This window comes from Mesorhizobium sp. M0659, from assembly GCF_040320605.1.
Lineage (GTDB): Bacteria > Pseudomonadota > Alphaproteobacteria > Rhizobiales > Rhizobiaceae > Mesorhizobium.
In genome coordinates this window covers 1-18,219 of the sequence record NZ_JAMYPY010000001.1, presented here as the reverse complement: position 1 = coordinate 18,219, position 18,219 = coordinate 1, and the positions used below count along the sequence as shown (strand labels likewise).

Genomic DNA, 18,219 nt, shown 5'->3' with positions numbered 1-18,219 from the left:
GACCCGTTCGCGCAACCAGGGGACGACCATGTTCAAGCAGCCGATCGACCGGCGCCTTTTGCTGAAGGGCGCGGCAAGCCTCGCAGTTTTGGCTCCCTTGCCCGCCTGGGCAAGCACTGGGCCGACCGTCACGGAAGTCGCCTTCGACCCCGCCATTCCAGCGCTCGGCAACCCCGATGGCGATGTCACCATCGCCGAATTCGTCGACTATCAGTGCCCGATCTGCAAACTCGTTTTCGTCGAGCTGAAGAAGTTGATGGAAGAGGACAGCGGCATTCGGCTTGTGATGAAGGACTGGCCGATCTTCGGCGACGTGTCGCGCGACGCGGCGCGGGTGACGCTGCTGAGCGGCGAACAATATGCCGCGGCGGTCGATGCGCTGATGACCAACCAGCGCGGCCTTTCGGAACGCCGCACCAACGACATCCTTTCTTCCGTCGGTGTCGATGTGGCGATGGTGCGTGCCGACCTCGCCATCCGTGAACCCGACATCGACGCTGCCCTTGTCCGCACCGAAGCCCAGGCGACGGCTTTCAAGCTGCGCGGCACGCCAGCCCTGGTCATCGGCGGCAACTTGTATCGGCGCGGCATGCCGGTGTCCGAACTGAGACAAGCCGTCGCCAAGGCGCGCTCGGCCTGATGCTTGAAAGCCGGGCGGCAGTCTGCCACAAGGGCCGCTTGTGTGCTGAAGCTTGATCGGGACCGGCAATGAAGACGTTTTTCATGCAGATAAAGTGCGATCTGGGCAAGTCCTATGAGGTCGCCAGCGCGCTCGCCGATGCCGAAATCGCCTCGGAAATCTACTCGACCGCCGGCAATTACGACCTGCTTGCCAAATTCTACGTCGACGACGAGGAAGATGTCGGCCACTTCGTCAACGAGAAGGTGCAGATTATTCCCGGAATCAAGGACACCTTCACGGTCGTCACTTTCCGCGCATTCTAAAGCAATTCCAGGAAAAGTGTGAAGCGGTTTTCCGTCCGGAATTGCGGCAAAGCAAAAAGCCATGGCAGGTCGCCGTTTCCATGAAACGGTGAACTGCTATGGCCGCATCAGGCACTTGCCCGGCGACAAGGCAGAGCCTGATTAAGGTCCTGTTCCGACTGCCCGAATTTTGGGCAGTCGGAACATACTGATCGCCGATATCCTCCAAATCACCGATTGCGCTTGATTTTCTCCCGCGACGCCAGTGAAATGGCGTCACAGGGGAGTATGCGATTGGCAGCGTTCGATGAAATGCTTCCGGAAGTTTCCGGGCTTAGACAACCGTATACGGCTTACGACCGCTGGCTGAAGGAGCAGGACCCGGCCAGGCTTACCGAAAAGATGCAGGACGCCGAGCGCGTCTTCCGCAAGACCGGCATTACCTTCGCCGTCTATGGCGAGCAGGAAGCCTCCGAGCGGCTGATCCCCTTCGACATCGTGCCGCGCATCATCTCCGGCAATGAATGGCGAAGGCTGACGCAAGGCATCGAGCAGCGCGTGCAGGCGCTGAACGCTTTCCTCGACGACATTTACCACCGCCAGGAAATCCTGCGCGCCGGCCGCGTGCCGAGGGAGCTGATCGCCAGGAACGAGGCGTTCCTGCCGGAAATGATCGGAGTGCGGCCACCGGCCGGCGTCTACACCCACATTATCGGCGTCGATATCGTCCGCATCTCGGAGAACGAGTTCTACGTGCTGGAGGACAATGCGCGCACGCCGTCGGGGGTCTCCTACATGCTGGAGAACCGCGAGACGATGATGCAGCTCTTTCCCGAGCTGTTCCAGCAGATCAAGGTGCGGCCGGTGGAGAATTATCCGCAATTGCTGCGCCAGTCGCTGGCGGCAGTGCGGCCGCAAAGCACCAAGGGCGCACCGACCATTGCCGTGCTGACGCCGGGCAGCTTCAACTCCGCCTATTTCGAACATGCCTTCCTCGCCGACCAGATGGGCGTGCAACTGGTCGAAGGCCAGGATCTGCGCGTTGTAGACGGCCACGTCGCCATGCGCACGACCGAAGGCTACAAGCAGATCGACGTGCTTTACCGGCGCGTCGACGATTCCTTCCTCGATCCGCTGACCTTCCGGCCGGACTCGGCCCTTGGCGTGCCCGGCATTATGGACGTCTACCGCGCCGGCAACATCACCATCGCCAACGCGCCGGGAACCGGCATCGCCGACGACAAGGCGATTTATTCCTACATGCCCGACATCGTCGAGTTCTACACCGGCCGCAAGGCCATCCTCGGCAACATCCCGACCTGGCGCTGCTCGGAGCCCGACAGCCTGAAATACGTGCTCGAACACATCCATGAGCTGGTCATCAAGGAAGTGCACGGCTCCGGCGGCTACGGCATGCTGGTCGGCCCGGCTGCGACCAAGAAGGAATGCCAGGATTTCGCCAAGAAGCTGCAGGCGAAGCCCTCCAACTACATCGCCCAGCCGACGCTGGCGCTGTCGACTTGCCCGATCCTGACCGAAAAAGGCCTGTCGCCGCGCCATGTCGATCTCAGGCCCTATGTTCTGGTCTCCGACCGAATCCAGATCGTTCCCGGCGGCTTGACGCGGGTGGCGCTGAAGGAGGGGTCGTTGGTCGTGAATTCCTCGCAAGGCGGCGGCACGAAGGATACGTGGGTGTTGGACGATTAGGTAGGGAATAGGGCAGTAGGCAGTAGGCAGTAGGCAGTAGAGGGACAAGAAATGCCATATTCCACAGAGATTCAAATGCTTACTAATCCCTACTCACTATTCCCTACTCACTAGCCCGAAGGCCACTTCACATGCTTCTCGGCCGCACCGCCAACGGGCTCTACTGGATGAACCGCTATATCGAGCGGGCGGAAAACATGGCGCGTCTGGTCGATGCCGGCCTTCGCATGGCTCTGACCCGCACCCAGAGCGCGTCGGAAGAGTGGAATTCGGTGCTGCTCAGCGCCGGCTCCGACGTCACCTTCACGCAGAAATACAAGGACTATACCGCCGCCAACGTCGCCGACTTCCTGCTGCGCGACACCTCGAACCCGTCGAGCACGATGTCGGCGATCGAGACCGCTCGCAACAATGCCCGCATGGTGCGCACCGCGCTGACGCGCGAGACGTGGGAGAGCATCAACGAAGCCTGGATGGCCCTGAAGCGCATGCTGGCAAAGCCGATCGACGAGCGCGACCTGCCGAGTGTGCTCGACGCCATCAAGCGCGAGACGGCGCTGATCCGCGGCTCGTTCTACGGCACGATGCTGCGCAACGAGATCTTCGACTTCTCGCAGCTCGGCACCTATGTCGAGCGGGCCGACAACACGGCACGCATCCTCGACGTGAAATACTACGTGCTGCTGCCGTCGATCTCCTGGGTCGGCTCGAGCCTCGACAACTACCAGTGGGAATCGATCCTGCGCTCGGTGTCGGCGCACCGTTCCTATCGCTGGGTCTATGAGGCCGACTACAAACCGACCAACATTGCCGACTATCTGATCCTCAATGTGCGCATGCCGCGCTCGCTGACCTTCTGTTATCGTTTTCTCGCCGAGCATCTGAAGTTCCTCGGCGACGATTATGGCGACCGTCATGCCTGCCACGCCACCGTCGACAGGACACAGGCGATGCTGCAGGCAGGGTCGATCAAGGACATATTCGACACCGGCCTGCACGAATTCCTGGCCAGGTTCATTCAAGACAACACCAAGCTTGGCGAAGAGATCGCACAAGATTACCGGTTCAATTGAGCATGATCGCGAACCGGAGGACCGCGCTAGCGACAAGTGAGACCCGGTTTTCGGATAAGATCATGCTTACAAACGGAAAATAGGCATGCGGCTCAAGATCACCCACCGTACCGAATACCGCTACGACGCGCCGGTGCACTATCTGTTGCAGCGGCTACGCCTGTTACCGGTCAGTGGCCCGACGCAGACCGTGCTGTCCTGGGCGCTGAAGATCGAGGGCGCGCGCGAGGAAGTCCGCTTTAACGACCATTTCGGCAACGATAACAGGCTGTTGAGCGTCGAGGGCGAGCGCGACTTCATCACCGTCGAGGCCTCCGGCGAGGTTGTCACCCGCGACACAGCGGGCGTCTCGGGTCCGCATCACGGCTTTGCGCCACTGTGGCTGTTCAGCCAGGAGACAGCTTTGACCATCCCCGGCGAGGGCATAAGCGAGCTTGCCGCGGCGGTCGGCAAAGGTACCGACATCGAAAGGCTGCATCGGCTGATGGCGCTGATCGTCGAGCGCGTCGCCTACACGCCGGGCACCACCAGCGTGACGACCCCGGCGGAAGAGGCATTGGCGCTGAAGACCGGCGTTTGCCAGGATCACAGCCACATCTTTGTCACCGCAGCCCGCGTCATGGGTTTTCCGGCCCGCTATGTCAGTGGCTATCTGATGATGGATGCGGCCATCGAGCAGGCGGCAAGCCATGCCTGGGCCGAAGCCCATGTTCAGGGTCTCGGCTGGGTCGCCTTCGACGCCGCCAACGGCATTTCCCCCGATGAACGCTATGTCAGGGTAGCCACCGGCCGTGATTATCGCGACGCCTCGCCGGTGTCGGGAATTCGACTGGGACAGGCGGAGGAACAGCTTGCAGTCACCGTCACGGTAGAGCAGTAGTCTCCGGCAAGATTGCTGCCTGAAGAGATTCCATGACTTATTGCGTCGGCCTCAAGATCGATCGTGGGCTCGTGTTCATGTCGGACACGCGCACCAATGCAGGGATGGATTCGATCTCCACTTTCAAGAAGATGCATGTCTGGGAAGAGCCAGGCGAGCGCGTCATCGTACTGATGTCGGCCGGCAATCTGGCTACGACGCAGGCCGTGGTCAGCCTGCTCGACGAGCGCACCAAGGCGGTGGCGGAACGCCACGCGACGCTGCTCGAGACCCCATCCATGTACCAGACGGTGCGGCTGGTCGGCGACACCGTCAAGGAAGTCATCGCCAGCTCGTCGCCTGCCGGCGAAAAGGCGGATTCCTATTTCAACGCCTCCTTCATCCTCGGCGGCCAGATCAAGGGCAGCCCGCCACGGCTGTTCATGATCTATCCCGAGGGCAATTTCATTGAATCGACCGACGACACGCCGTTCTTCCAGATCGGCGAGACCAAATACGGCAAGCCGATCATCATCCGTGCCTATGAAAGGACGATGAGCCTGGCTGAAACGGTCAAGCTCTTGCTGGTATCGTTCGATTCGACGCTGAAATCGAACCTGTCCGTCGGCCTGCCTCTCGACCTGCTGTTCCTGGAGGAGGACACGTTCACGGTGGGTTTGAAAAAGCGCATCGGCCAGGACGATCGATATTATCGTGCTATTTCCGAAGGCTGGTCGAACGCGTTGAAGACGGCCTTTGCCAGCCTGCCGGATTTTCCGGGGTAGCGCGGGACCTTCGTCGCGGTTGCCTGTCTCTATTTAACATGTTAATCAAAATTCAAACGGCTGGCTGATCGGCGTGTCGGGAGGATCCATGGACAACGAGCAATTCCGCGACTGGTCGAGGCGCGCCGCCGACTGGGGCGCTGATTACCGCGCCGGCCTTCGCGATCGGCCCGTGCGACCTGCCATAGCGCCGGGCGAGATCTTCAGGAGCATCGAAGCTTCTCCGCCGGAGGCCGCGGAATCGATGGAGACGATCTTCGCCGATTTCGAAGCCAAGATCGTGCCCGGCATGACGCATTGGCAGCATCCGCGTTTCTTTGCTTATTTCCCGGCCAATGCAGCACCCGTCTCGGTGGTGGCCGAATATCTGGTCTCTGCGATGGCCGCGCAGTGCATGCTGTGGCAGACTTCGCCGGCGGCGACAGAGCTTGAGACGCGCATCGTCGACTGGATGCGCCAGGCGCTCGGCCTGCCCGAAGGCTTTTCCGGCGTCGTCCAGGACTCCGCATCATCGGCGACGCTGGCCGCCGTACTGACCATGCGCGAGCGCACGCTCGACTGGCAGGGCAACAAGAAGGGTCTTTCCGGGCAGGGCAGGCTGCGCGTCTATTCCTCCGACCAGGTGCACACCTCGATCGACCGCGCCATCTGGGTCGCCGGCATTGGCGAGGAAAACCTCGTCCGCATTCCCGTCGCTGGCACCTACCGCGCCATGGATACCGCGGCTTTGGAAGCGGCGATTGTTGCCGACCGCGCCGCCGGCCTATTGCCGGCCGGCATCATCGCGTGCGTCGGCGGCACCAGCACCGGCGGCACCGACGACATCGCTGAAGTGGCCGCGGTGGCCAAACGCCAGGGGCTCTATCTGCATATCGACGCCGCCTGGGCCGGATCGGCGATGATCTGTCCGGAATACCGGCATTTCTGGACCGGTGTCGAGGGCGCGGACTCGATCGTCTTCAACCCGCACAAATGGCTGGGCGCGCAATTCGACTGCTCGATCCAGTTCGTCCGCCAGCCGGAGGATCTCGTGCGCACACTGGCGATCAAGCCGGACTATCTGAAAACTCGCGGCCATGACGGCATCATCAACTACTCCGAATGGTCGGTGCCTCTCGGCCGTCGCTTCCGGGCGCTGAAGCTGTGGTTCCTGCTGCGCGCCCATGGCCTCGAGGCGCTGCGCACCATGATCCGCAATCACGTCGCCTGGAGCGAAGGCATAGCAGCGCGCCTGGCCGAGGAGGAGGATTTCGAGCTCGCCAGCCAGCCGATGCTGTCGCTGTTCTCGTTCCGGCATCGCGCCGCATCCGGCGTTGACTCCGACGAGCACAATTTGCGTCTGGTCGACGCCATCAACAATGACGGCCGTATCTACCTGACGCAGACGCGTGTCGATGGCCGGGTCGCCATCCGCTTCCAGGCAGGCCAGTTCGAGACAACCGCGGCCGATGTCGATACCGCCTTCACTGTCATCTGCGAGTGTGCAAGATCCCCGAAGGACTGACAGGGATTGCCCGGGTGGTTGCCGCCGCCGGGGCAAGCCAGCAAGGACTTGCGAGCAAGCATATGGCCGGAAGGGCCGAAGGGGTTAGCCAGAATCTGACGGGCGTCTGGAGCGGGCGCTATTTCTATCCGCGCGAACTGCCGCCGGTTTCCTTCGTTGCAACGCTGATCGAGACGGCAACCAGCTTGACGGGGATGACCCACGAACCGGCGGCGACCAGCACGGCAAGATACGCAAGCCTGCAGGGGCAGCGAGAGGGCAACGCCGTCTCCTTTACCAAGACATACGACAAGGCCGAATTGAAGGCGCACCCGATTCACTACAGCGGCATCATCAACGGTGATGCAACCGAGATCAAAGGCACTTGGCGAATCCCGGGATACTGGTCCGGCAATTTCCTGATGATCCGCTCGCCAGGTAAAGTCGCGGCTGTCACCCGCAAGGTGGCGGAGCGGGTCTGAGCCGTATCTGCCCGGTTCGCCTTTGCAATCATCGATATTTCATTAGCCGGCGTCTCCCTTTTCATTGCTTTCGTTTTCAGCTACAAACAAGAAAAACGAAAACGGGAGGTTCTCAGTGTATTTGTCGCCGCGCCATGCCGAGATCATCCAGATGGCGAAGGACCATGGCCGTGTGCTGGTCGATGGCCTCGCCACGCATTTCAACGTGACGCCACAGACCATCCGCAAGGACCTCAACGATCTCTGCGACCAGCGGCTGCTGACGCGCATCCATGGCGGGGCCCTGTTCCCGTCCGGCATCGAGAACATGGAGTATGAGGCGCGCCGCAAGATTGCCGCCGACGAGAAGGAGGCCATCGGCCGCGCGGCGGCCAGGCTGATACCCGACAACGCCTCCCTGTTCATCAACATCGGCACCACGACCGAGTCGGTCAGCAAGGCGCTGCTCGACCATACCGGGCTGATGGTCATCACCAATAATATCAATGTTGCCAACAGGATGCGCATCTATCCTTCGATCGAGGTGGTAATCGCCGGCGGCGTCGTGCGTGGCTCCGACGGCGGCGTTGTCGGCGAGGCCGCGGTCGATTTCATCAGGCAGTTCAAGGTCGACTATGCAGTGATCGGCGCCTCGGCCATCGACCATGACGGCGCGTTGCTCGATTTCGACTTTCGCGAAGTGAAAGTGGCGCAAGCCATTATCGCCAATGCCAGGCATGTCATCCTGGTCTCCGACCAGACCAAGTTCGAACGCACCGCGCCGGTTCGCATCGGCCATCTCTCGCAAGTCAACACCTTCATCACCGACCGTTGCGACATCCCGTCGGTGCGTAAGATCTGCGAGGAAGCGGAGGTTCAATTGATCGAAACGTCGCTCGGCTAGGCTATCGATCACGGTCCCGTTACATTTCGTTTGACATTCGTTCTTATTTCGAAATAATCCCGATACGGTTTCGTAACAACTCAAAAATGCTGCAATGCGAAATCGCGGGAGGGATTTGTGGACGCAGTCCGTGACATCTTCGTCATCGGTGGCGGCATCAATGGCTGCGGCATCGCCCGCGACGCCGTTGGGCGGGGCTTTTCGGTATTTCTCGCCGAGATGAACGACCTCGCCAGCGGAACCTCCTCCGGTTCGACCAAGCTGATCCATGGTGGCCTGCGCTACCTCGAATTCTACGAGTTCCGGCTTGTGCGCGAGGCGCTGATGGAGCGCGAGGTTCTGTGGAAGAACGCGCCGCACATCATCTGGCCGATGCGCTTCGTGCTGCCCTATGCCAAGGGCCTGCGCCCGGCCTGGCTGATCCGGCTCGGCCTGTTCCTCTACGATCATATTGGTGGCCGCAAATTGCTGCCGGCGACCCGGACACTGGACATGTCCAAGGATCCGGCGGGCAAGCCGCTGAAGCCGCTGTTTCACAAGGCCTTCGAGTACTCGGACGGCTGGGTCAACGATGCCCGGCTGGTGGTGTTGAACGCGCGTGACGCCGCCGACCGCGGCGCCACCATCCGCACCCGCACGAAAGTCGTCGGGGCGCGGCGCGAAGGCGATCTATGGGCGATCCGCGTGGAAGACGTGCGGACGGGAGATGCCGACGAGGTCAAGGCCCGGCTGCTGGTCAATGCCGCCGGTCCATGGGTCGACCACGTCCTGTCGACCACCGTGGGCCAGAACGACGTGCACAATGTGCGCCTGGTGCAGGGCAGTCATATCGTCATCAAAAAGAAATTCGATGATCCGCGCGCCTACTTCTTCCAGAACAAGGACGGGCGCATCATCTTCGCCATCCCTTACGAGGAAGAATTTACGCTGATCGGCACCACCGATCGCGACTATCCCGGCGATCCGCATGACGTGAAGATCAGCGACACCGAGATCGACTATCTCTGCGCGGCGGCGAGCGAATATTTTGCTGAAGCCGTGACGCGCCCCGACATCGTCTGGACCTATTCGGCCGTGCGCCCGCTCTACGACGACGGCGCTTCGAAGGCGCAGGAAGCGACCCGCGACTATGTGTTGAAAGCCGATGGCGGCGGGGGCAAGGCGCCGATCGTCAACGCTTTCGGCGGCAAGATCACCACCTACCGCCGGCTGTCGGAATCGATGCTGGAAAAGATCGAAGGTTTTCTCGGCAAGCGCGGCAAGCCGTGGACGGCGAACGCGCCCTTGCCGGGCGGCGATTTCCCGGCCACCGGTTTCGACGTCCAGGTGGCGAAGCTGAAGAGCGCCTATCCTTTCCTCGACCAGCGCCTGGCGCGTCGGTTGACCAGGCTTTACGGCACGCGCGCGCAAGTGCTGCTCGGCCTTGCCAAGTCGAACGCCGATCTCGGCCGCAATTTCGGCGCCGATCTCTATGAGGCCGAGGTACGCTACCTCAGCGAAAATGAATGGGCGCTGACCGCCGAAGATGTATTGTGGCGTCGCACCAAGCGCGGTCTGCATCTCAGCCGCGAACAGGCCTCGGCGCTTGACGAATTCATGCGCGGCATCAGCCGGCGCCATGTCGCGGCAGCGGAATAGGGAAGGCGATTGATGCACAAAGCCTGGGAGGAGGCATCATGCTGGAACTGAGAAACGTGACGAAGATGGTCGGCGCGGTGGAGCATATCCGCGACGTGTCGCTGACGCTTCAGCACGGCTCGCTCAACGTTTTGCTCGGGCCGACACTGTCGGGCAAGACAAGTCTGATGCGGCTGATGGCCGGGCTCGACGTGCCGACCACCGGTTCAGTCTGGTTCGACGGCCAGAATGTCACCGGCATGCCGGTGCAGCAGCGCAAGATCGCCATGGTCTATCAGCAGTTCATCAACTACCCCGCGATGACCGTCTACGAGAACATCGCCTCGCCGTTGCGCGTCGCCGGCACCGACCAGGCCAAGATCGACAAGGAAGTCCGCAACGCGGCAGGGCTTCTGAAGCTCACACCCTATCTCGACCGCACGCCGCTCAGCCTGTCCGGCGGACAGCAGCAGCGTACGGCGCTGGCCCGCGCCATCGTCAAGAATGCCAGCCTGGTGCTGCTCGACGAGCCGCTCGCCAATCTCGACTACAAATTGCGCGAGGAGCTGCGCGCCGAACTGCCCAAGATATTTGCCGCCGCCGGCACCATTTTCGTCTACGCCACGACTGAGCCGCATGAAGCCTTGCTGCTCGGCGGCAATACGGCGACGCTGTCCGAGGGGCGGATCACCCAATTCGGGCCGACCATCGACGTCTTCCGCAAGCCGATCGACCTGGTGACGGCGAAAACCTTTGCCGATCCGCCGCTCAACACCATCGTGCTGGCCAAGAAGGGCCCGGATTTCCTGCTCGAGGGCGGCGTCAAGCTGCCGGTGCCGGCCGAACTCGCCGGCATTGCCGACGCCAATTACACGATCGGCTTTCAGCCGCATCATCTGTCGCTGGAGCGGCCCAACGCTGCCGCGGTGCCGGTGCGCGCCAAGGTGACGATCACCGAGATCACCGGCTCGGAAAGCTTCATCCACCTCGATTTTGCCGATGCGCGCTGGGTCATGCTGGCCCACGGCATCCGCGATTTCGAGCCGGACGCCGAGATCGAGGTGTTTATCGATCCGCGCCACATCATGGTCTTCGACAGCAACGGCAGCGCCGTCGCCGCGCCGAAGCTTGCGGCCTGAGGGGGAAGAGATGGCGCGCATCGACGTCAACCATGTCAGGCACTCCTACCTGCCCAATCCGCAGAAGGATGCCGATTTTGCGCTGCGGGAAGTGCACCACACATTCGAGGATGGCGGCGCCTATGCGCTGCTTGGGCCCTCGGGTTGCGGCAAGACCACGCTGCTCAACATCATTTCGGGACTTCTGCACCCCTCGCACGGTGAGTTGTTGTTCAACGGCAAGGACGTCACCAATCTGTCGACGCAGGAGCGCAACATCGCGCAGGTGTTCCAGTTCCCGGTCATCTACGACACCATGACCGTTTACGACAATCTTGCCTTCCCGCTGCGCAATCGCGGCGTGCCGGAGGCCGATGTCGACCGCAAGGTGCGCGAGACGCTGGAGATGATCGACCTGGCGTCGTGGGCGAAGAAGAAGGCGAGGGGCCTGACCGCCGACCAGAAGCAGAAGATCTCGCTCGGCCGCGGCCTGGTGCGCTCGGATGTCAATGCCATCCTGTTCGACGAACCGCTGACGGTTATCGATCCGCACATGAAATGGGTGCTGCGATCGCAGTTGAAGCAACTGCACCGCCGCTTCGGCTACACCATGGTCTATGTCACCCATGACCAGACCGAGGCGCTGACCTTCGCCGACCAGGTCGTCGTCATGTATGATGGCGGCATCGTCCAGATCGGCACGCCGGCTGAATTGTTTGAGCGCCCGCGCCACACATTCGTCGGTTACTTCATCGGCTCGCCCGGCATGAACGTCATGCCGGTGGCGATCGACGGCAAGACTGCGACCATTGGCAGTCAGCGCATCGAGTTGCCCGGCGCGCCAAAGACCGCCGCTGGGAGCTCCGGCGCCATCGAACTCGGCATCCGCCCCGAGTATGTCAGGCTCGGCCGCGAGGGCATGGCGGTTAAAATAAGCAAGGTCGAGGATCTCGGCCGCCACAAGGTGGTGCGCGCCAGCCTCGAAGGCCGCGAGATCGCTGCCGTCATCGGCGAGGACGAGAGCGTGCCGGCCGACCCAAAGGTTCGCTTCGATCCGGCCGGCATCAACATCTATGCCGATTCCTGGCTGGTTGAGATGGGGCGTGTCGAGATGGGGGCATAGATGGAAAAGACCTGGAACAACAAGGCCTGGTTCCTGGTGCTGCCGGTGCTGGTGCTGGTGGCGTTCTCGGCCGTCATTCCGCTGATGACGGTCGTCAACTATTCGGTGCAGGACACCTTCGGCAACAACGTCTTCTTCTGGGCAGGCACCCAGTGGTTCGAGGAACTGCTGTCGTCCAGCCGCTTCTGGGAAGCCATGGTGCGCAACCTGATCTTCTCCTTCATCATCCTGGCCATCGAAGTGCCGCTCGGCATCTTCATCGCGCTCAACATGCCGAAGAAGGGTTGGGGCGTGCCGGTCTGCCTGGTGCTTATGTCGTTGCCGCTGCTCATTCCGTGGAACGTCGTCGGCACCATCTGGCAGGTCTTCGGCCGCAACGACATCGGCCTGCTCGGCTACTACGTCAACGCGCTCGGCATCGACTACAATTACGTGCAGGATCCGTTCGACGCCTGGGTCACCATCATCATCATGGACGTCTGGCACTGGACCAGCCTTGTCGTGCTGCTCTGCTATGCCGGCCTGGTTTCGATCCCGGATGCCTTCTACCAGGCGGCCAAGATCGACGGCGCCTCGCGCTGGGCGGTGTTCCGTTATATCCAGCTGCCGAAGATGCAGCGTGTGCTTTTGATCGCCGTGCTGTTGCGCTTCATGGATAGCTTCATGATCTACACCGAGCCCTTCGTCGTCACCGGCGGCGGCCCCGGCAACTCGACCACCTTCCTGTCGATCGACCTCGTCAAGACCGCGCTCGGCCAGTTCGACCTCGGTCCGGCGGCCGCCATGTCGCTGGTCTACTTCCTGATCATCCTGTTGTTGTCGTGGGTGTTCTACACCGTGATGACCAACTACGACGCGGAGCGCTGAGATGAGCGGCGCCAACGAAAGAGCCGACAGAGTGAGCGAAACCACCGCTTCGGGAAAATTGGCGAGCACGCTTTCGCAGGATCAGGTCGCCCGGCTGATGCGCAAGCGCGGCGAGGAATCGCGCTGGTGGTGGATCGTGCCGACGATCTACATCATCGTGCTTCTGCTGCCGATCTACTGGCTCATCAACATGAGCTTCAAGACCAATGCCGAGATCGTCTCCTCGCTGACGCTCTATCCGCATCAGCCTACGATCGCCAACTACGTCACCATCTTTACCGACGCCTCCTGGTACTCGGGCTACATCAACTCGATCACCTATGTGGTGATGAACATGGTGATCTCGGTGGCCGCCGCGCTGCCGGCGGCCTACGCCTTTTCGCGTTACCGCTTCCTCGGCGACAAGCATCTGTTCTTCTGGCTGTTGACCAACCGCATGGCGCCGCCGGCAGTGTTCGCGCTGCCGTTCTTCCAGCTCTATTCGGCTTTCGGCCTGATCGACACCCACATCGCCGTGGCGCTGGCGCACTGCCTGTTCAATGTGCCGCTGGCGGTGTGGATCCTCGAAGGCTTCATGTCGGGCGTGCCCAAAGAGATCGACGAAACAGCCTATATCGACGGCTACTCCTTCCCGCGCTTCTTCGTCAGGATTTTCATGCCGCTGATCGCCAGCGGCATCGGTGTCGCGTGCTTCTTCTGCTTCATGTTCTCATGGGTCGAGCTTTTGATCGCTCGCACGCTGACGACCACCGATGCCAAGCCCATCGCCGCCACCATGACCCGCACCGTCTCGGCCGCCGGCATGGACTGGGGCCTGCTTGCCGCCGCCGGCGTGCTGACGCTGATCCCCGGCGCGCTCGTCATCTGGTTTGTCCGCAACTACATCGCCAAGGGCTTCGCCCTGGGGAGGGTGTGATGAAACAAACGCACGGGTTCATCCTCACCACCACCGCCAAGGGCTTTGCCCTGGGGAGGGTGTCACCATGAATCTCGACCTCACCTGGATGGCGTGGACGTGGCCGACGGCGGCGTTCTTCGGCACCATTCTTCTGCTGCTGTGCGGCATGGCGTTTTGGGAATTTGCCTCGCCGGGCGGCAATCCGCGCGTCGGCATCCTGCGCTTCGAGACGACGCGCGGCGACCGTCTTTTTCTGTCGCTGCTTGGCAGCGCCTTTATCCATCTCGCTTGGCTGGGTCTTGTCGGATCCAACCTGTGGTGGGCTCTCGCTCTCTCCGTGGTCTACGCCGTCGGCGTGTTCCGCTACGTATAGAGGGGGAAACTGTTGGAGCGACCGCGTGCCGGCGGCCGTTCCAGATCACACTTGAAACCTAAATGTGGAGGAAACCTATGCGACGGCAATTCTTAACATCAACAACTGCCCTTGTCCTGTTGCTCGGGGTAGGCAACGCCTACGCCGGAATGGATGAGGCCAAGGCGTTTCTGGACAAGGAAATCGGCCCGCTGTCGACGCTCGACCGCGCCGGCCAGGAAGCAGAAATGCAGTGGTTCATCGATGCCGCGAAGCCTTTCGCCGGCATGGACATCAAGGTCGTGTCCGAAACCATCGCCACCCACCAGTATGAATCGCAGGTGCTGGCGCCCGCCTTTACCGCCATCACCGGCATCAAGATCACGCATGACGTCATCCAGGAAGGCGACGTCGTCGAGAAGATCCAGACCCAGATGCAGACCGGCCAGAACCTTTATGACGGCTGGGTCAACGATTCCGACCTGATCGGCACCCACTGGCGCTACCAGCAGGTCCGCAACCTGACCGACTGGATGGCGGGCGAGGGCAAGGACGTTACCAATCCCAACCTCGACCTGAAGGATTTTATCGGCACCTCCTTCACCACCGCGCCGGACAAGAAGCTCTATCAACTGCCCGACCAGCAGTTCGCCAACCTCTACTGGTTCCGTTACGACTGGTTCAACGACGAGAAGAACAAGGCCGACTTCAAGGCGAAATACGGCTACGACCTCGGCGTTCCCGTCAACTGGTCGGCCTATGAGGACATCGCCGAGTTCTTCACCGGCCGCGAGATCGACGGCAAGAAGGTCTATGGCCACATGGACTACGGCAAGAAGGACCCGTCGCTCGGCTGGCGGTTCACCGATGCCTGGCTGTCGATGGCCGGCAACGGCGACAAGGGCCTGCCGAACGGCCTGCCGGTCGACGAATGGGGCATCAAGGTCAACGAGAAATCACAGCCGGTCGGCTCCTGCACGGCGCGCGGCGGCGACACCAACGGCCCGGCTGCCGTCTACTCGATCCAGAAATACCTCGACTGGCTGAAGGCCTACGCTCCGGCCGAAGCCCAAGGCATGACCTTCTCCGAATCCGGCCCGGTGCCGGCACAGGGTGCGGTCGCGCAGCAGATATTCTGGTACACCGCCTTCACCGCTTCGATGGTCGACGCCGGCGCCAAGGCGGTGCTGAACGACGACGGAACGCCGAAGTGGCGCATGGCCCCGTCGCCGCATGGCGTCTACTGGAAGGACGGCATGAAGCTCGGCTATCAGGACGTGGGTTCCTGGACGCTGATGAAGTCGACGCCGACCGACCGCGCCAAGGCCGCCTGGCTCTACGCGCAGTTCGTGACCTCGAAGACGGTCGACGTGAAGAAGAGCCATGTCGGCTTGACCTTCATCCGCGAAAGCACGATCCACGACAAGAGCTTCACCGAACGTGCGCCGAAGCTCGGTGGTCTGATCGAGTTCTACCGCTCGCCGGCCCGCGTTCAGTGGTCGCCGACCGGCACCAACGTGCCCGATTATCCGAAGCTGGCACAGCTCTGGTGGCAGGCGATCGGCGATGCCTCGTCCGGCGCCAAGACGGCGCAGGAAGCCATGGACTCGCTCTGCGCCGAGCAGGAAAAAGTCATGACCCGCATCGAGAAGTCGGGCGTCCAGGGCGATATCGGCCCGAAGATGGCCGAAGAGCATGACCTCGCCTACTGGAACGCCGACGCGGTCAAGAACGGCAATCTCGCGCCTCAGCTGAAGATCGAGAACGAGAAGGAAAAGCCGATCACCATCAACTACGACGAACTGGTGAAGAGCTGGCAGAAGTAATCTTGGCGTACGCGCCAGGATCATAGTGAACGGGGAGGCGGCATCTTGCCGTCTCCCCTGTTTGTATAGGCGAGCTACCGGGAGGACTAATGACCGGATACATCCTTGCAATCGACCAGGGTACGACATCGACCAGGGCGATCCTGTTCGACGGCGCGATGAAGGTCGCCGGCAGCAAGCAGCAGGAATTCACGCAGCATTATCCTGCCTCCGGCTGGGTCGAGCATGATCCGGAAGAGATCTGGGCAAGCGTCGTCGCGACGGTCAAAGGCGCGCTGAAGGCCGCCGGCCGCGAGGCCTCGGATGTGGCGGCGATCGGCATCACCAACCAGCGCGAAACCGTCGTCATCTGGGACAAGGCGACTGGCAAGCCGATCCACAATGCCATCGTCTGGCAGGACCGCCGCACCGCGCCGCTCTGCCAGAAGCTGAAAAAACAGGGCCTGGAGAAAAAGTTCACCAAGAAGACCGGCCTGCTGCTCGATCCCTATTTCTCCGGCACCAAGATCGCCTGGATGCTGGACAAGGTGAACGGTGCGAGAAAGCGAGCCGAAAAGGGCGAACTGCTCGCCGGCACCATCGACAGTTTTTTGATCTGGCGGCTGACCGGCGGCAAGGTGCATGCGACGGATGCCACCAACGCCTCGCGCACGCTGGTCTACAACATCGAGAAAAATGTCTGGGACGACGAGCTGCTCTCCATCCTGCGCATCCCGGTGGCGATGCTGCCTGAGGTCAAGGATTGCGCCGACGACTACGGCGTGACGGAAAAAAGCCTGTTTGGCGCCGAAATCAAAATCCTTGGCGTGGCCGGCGATCAGCACGCAGCGACCATCGGCCAGGCCTGTTTCGAGCCAGGCATGATGAAATCGACCTATGGCACCGGCTGCTTTGCGCTGCTCAACACCGGCGCCGATCTGGTGCGCTCGAGGAACCGGCTGTTGACCACCATCGCCTATCGGCTGAACGGCAAGACTACCTATGCCTTGGAAGGCTCGATCTTCATCGCGGGTGCCGCCGTGCAATGGCTGCGCGACGGCATCAAGGTGATTGGCAAGGCCGAGCATAGCGGCGTTTTGGCGGCAACCGCCGACCCCACGCAGAACGTCTATCTGGTGCCGGCTTTCGTCGGTCTCGGCGCGCCGCATTGGGACGCCGAGGCGCGTGGCGCGATCTTCGGGCTGACCCGCAACTCAGGCCCGGCGGAGTTCGCCCGCGCGGCGCTGGAATCCGTCGCCTACCAGACGCGCGATCTCCTCGACGCAATGCGCAAGGACTGGAAGGGGGCGTCGGCCAAAACCGTGCTTCGCGTCGACGGCGGCATGGTGGCCTCCGACTGGACCATGCAGCGGCTGGCCGATATCCTCGATGCGCCGGTCGATCGCCCGACCATTTTGGAGACCACGGCGCTGGGCGCAGCGTGGCTTGCCGGCTCGAAGGCGGGTGTGTTGCCGAAGGCGAAGGATTTTGCCAGGAGTTGGGCGCTCGAGCGCCGCTTCAAGCCGGACATGGATGCCACGGTGCGTTCGGCAAAACTGGCCGGCTGGCGCGATGCGGTGCGCCGGACGCTGAGCGTACGGTAGTAAATCGTGGCGGGGGAAGGGGATGAATCCACACTGGTATGTCGCCTGGCGCGACGAGGCTGTCGAACAATTGGATGCAAAGAATGCACGCTTGCAGCAGGCATTCCGACTCGGCAGTTGGCCTCGCTATGACTATGATCTGACGGAAGGAAAGCTTCTGTTCTCGGACAACGGCATCACCAAGGTCGTCGCCGAATCCAAATCGCCGGATCGACGAGTGCCAAGGCCAGCAACTGGCTCTGGGCTTGGGCAAATTCAAACCTGCCTGGCGAACTGCTTGCCGACGCAAAGCTGGTTCGGTCATTCGGACAGGAGCATTCCATTGATGAGCTGGCTCAATCCTATGCGATAGATTTGAACAACGACCTGGAAGTGCTCGGCTGGAAGATGACCGCAGTTGCGGTTCGAATCTGCAACGGCCTCGGTGCATACCGTTCTCCGCGTGGTGAAGGCGGAGCCCTGTATCTGATCTTCAAGAGCGTCAATTGGGCCAGCTAATCCGCCGCGCCCGTACCCAAGCAACCTACGGAAAGGCCCGCGCCGGTGGCGGCGGGGGGGGGGGGTAACAACACCTTGTTACAACTCACCGGAAAATGGGGGATTTGCCTGGCGCCCCGGGGCGGGATTTGGGGGGGATTT

At 61.7% G+C, this 18,219-nt stretch carries 18 protein-coding genes; all 18 read left to right on the top strand.

Features of this window, described 5'->3' with window-relative positions; genetic code table 11:
• Positions 1–28 precede the first annotated feature (28 nt).
• The 18 genes from NKI31_RS00090 (at position 29) to NKI31_RS00005 (ending at position 18,078) form a co-directional block, all read left to right on the top strand.
• Positions 29–640, top strand: a complete 612-nt coding sequence (locus NKI31_RS00090) for a DsbA family protein (RefSeq protein WP_023730150.1) — start codon at positions 29–31, stop codon at positions 638–640.
• Positions 641–708: 68 nt separating this feature from the next.
• Positions 709–945 carry an Lrp/AsnC family transcriptional regulator gene (locus NKI31_RS00085; protein ID WP_023670963.1) on the top strand — a complete coding sequence of 79 codons (237 nt, stop codon included), beginning with the start codon at positions 709–711 and terminating at the stop codon, positions 943–945.
• A gap of 273 nt (positions 946–1,218) precedes the next feature.
• Positions 1,219–2,631, top strand: a complete 1,413-nt coding sequence (locus tag NKI31_RS00080; RefSeq protein ID WP_023670964.1) for a circularly permuted type 2 ATP-grasp protein — start codon at positions 1,219–1,221, stop codon at positions 2,629–2,631.
• Between the two features lie 131 nt (positions 2,632–2,762).
• Positions 2,763–3,704, top strand: coding sequence for an alpha-E domain-containing protein (locus tag NKI31_RS00075; RefSeq protein ID WP_023670965.1), 942 nt, complete (start codon positions 2,763–2,765; stop codon positions 3,702–3,704).
• Between the two features lie 85 nt (positions 3,705–3,789).
• Complete coding sequence (locus NKI31_RS00070) at positions 3,790–4,584, top strand: transglutaminase family protein (protein ID WP_023670966.1); 795 nt, start codon at positions 3,790–3,792, stop codon at positions 4,582–4,584.
• Positions 4,585–4,616: 32 nt separating this feature from the next.
• A complete protein-coding gene (locus NKI31_RS00065) occupies positions 4,617–5,348 on the top strand; it encodes a proteasome-type protease (RefSeq protein ID WP_023684646.1) in 732 nt (243 codons plus the stop codon).
• 88 nt (positions 5,349–5,436) lie between these two features.
• Positions 5,437–6,852: a pyridoxal phosphate-dependent decarboxylase family protein gene (locus NKI31_RS00060; protein WP_352649945.1), complete on the top strand. Its 1,416-nt coding sequence runs from the start codon at positions 5,437–5,439 to the stop codon at positions 6,850–6,852.
• Positions 6,853–6,866: 14 nt separating this feature from the next.
• Positions 6,867–7,313 (top strand): hypothetical protein, encoded by a 447-nt coding sequence (locus NKI31_RS00055; RefSeq protein WP_023693406.1) that lies wholly within the window; start codon positions 6,867–6,869, stop codon positions 7,311–7,313.
• A gap of 115 nt (positions 7,314–7,428) precedes the next feature.
• Positions 7,429–8,196 (top strand): DeoR/GlpR family DNA-binding transcription regulator, encoded by a 768-nt coding sequence (locus tag NKI31_RS00050; RefSeq protein WP_023734329.1) that lies wholly within the window; start codon positions 7,429–7,431, stop codon positions 8,194–8,196.
• A 117-nt stretch (positions 8,197–8,313) separates the two neighbouring features.
• Positions 8,314–9,834 (top strand): glycerol-3-phosphate dehydrogenase, encoded by a 1,521-nt coding sequence (gene glpD, locus NKI31_RS00045; RefSeq protein ID WP_352649942.1) that lies wholly within the window; start codon positions 8,314–8,316, stop codon positions 9,832–9,834.
• 38 nt (positions 9,835–9,872) lie between these two features.
• Complete coding sequence (locus NKI31_RS00040) at positions 9,873–10,952, top strand: ABC transporter ATP-binding protein (RefSeq protein WP_023700778.1); 1,080 nt, start codon at positions 9,873–9,875, stop codon at positions 10,950–10,952.
• Positions 10,953–10,962: 10 nt separating this feature from the next.
• Positions 10,963–12,054 (top strand): ABC transporter ATP-binding protein, encoded by a 1,092-nt coding sequence (locus NKI31_RS00035; RefSeq protein WP_023700777.1) that lies wholly within the window; start codon positions 10,963–10,965, stop codon positions 12,052–12,054.
• Positions 12,055–12,921, top strand: coding sequence for a carbohydrate ABC transporter permease (locus tag NKI31_RS00030; protein WP_023670975.1), 867 nt, complete (start codon positions 12,055–12,057; stop codon positions 12,919–12,921).
• Position 12,922: 1 nt separating this feature from the next.
• Entirely contained in the window at positions 12,923–13,837 is a 915-nt protein-coding gene (locus tag NKI31_RS00025) for a carbohydrate ABC transporter permease (RefSeq protein WP_023670976.1), read from the top strand.
• A gap of 67 nt (positions 13,838–13,904) precedes the next feature.
• Positions 13,905–14,192 (top strand): DUF2160 domain-containing protein, encoded by a 288-nt coding sequence (locus NKI31_RS00020; RefSeq protein WP_023670977.1) that lies wholly within the window; start codon positions 13,905–13,907, stop codon positions 14,190–14,192.
• Between the two features lie 77 nt (positions 14,193–14,269).
• Positions 14,270–15,997: an ABC transporter substrate-binding protein gene (locus tag NKI31_RS00015; protein WP_023670978.1), complete on the top strand. Its 1,728-nt coding sequence runs from the start codon at positions 14,270–14,272 to the stop codon at positions 15,995–15,997.
• Between the two features lie 89 nt (positions 15,998–16,086).
• Complete coding sequence (gene glpK / locus NKI31_RS00010; RefSeq protein WP_352649939.1) at positions 16,087–17,580, top strand: glycerol kinase GlpK; 1,494 nt, start codon at positions 16,087–16,089, stop codon at positions 17,578–17,580.
• A 195-nt stretch (positions 17,581–17,775) separates the two neighbouring features.
• Entirely contained in the window at positions 17,776–18,078 is a 303-nt protein-coding gene (locus NKI31_RS00005; RefSeq protein WP_352650344.1) for a DUF6882 domain-containing protein, read from the top strand.
• Positions 18,079–18,219 lie beyond the last annotated feature (141 nt).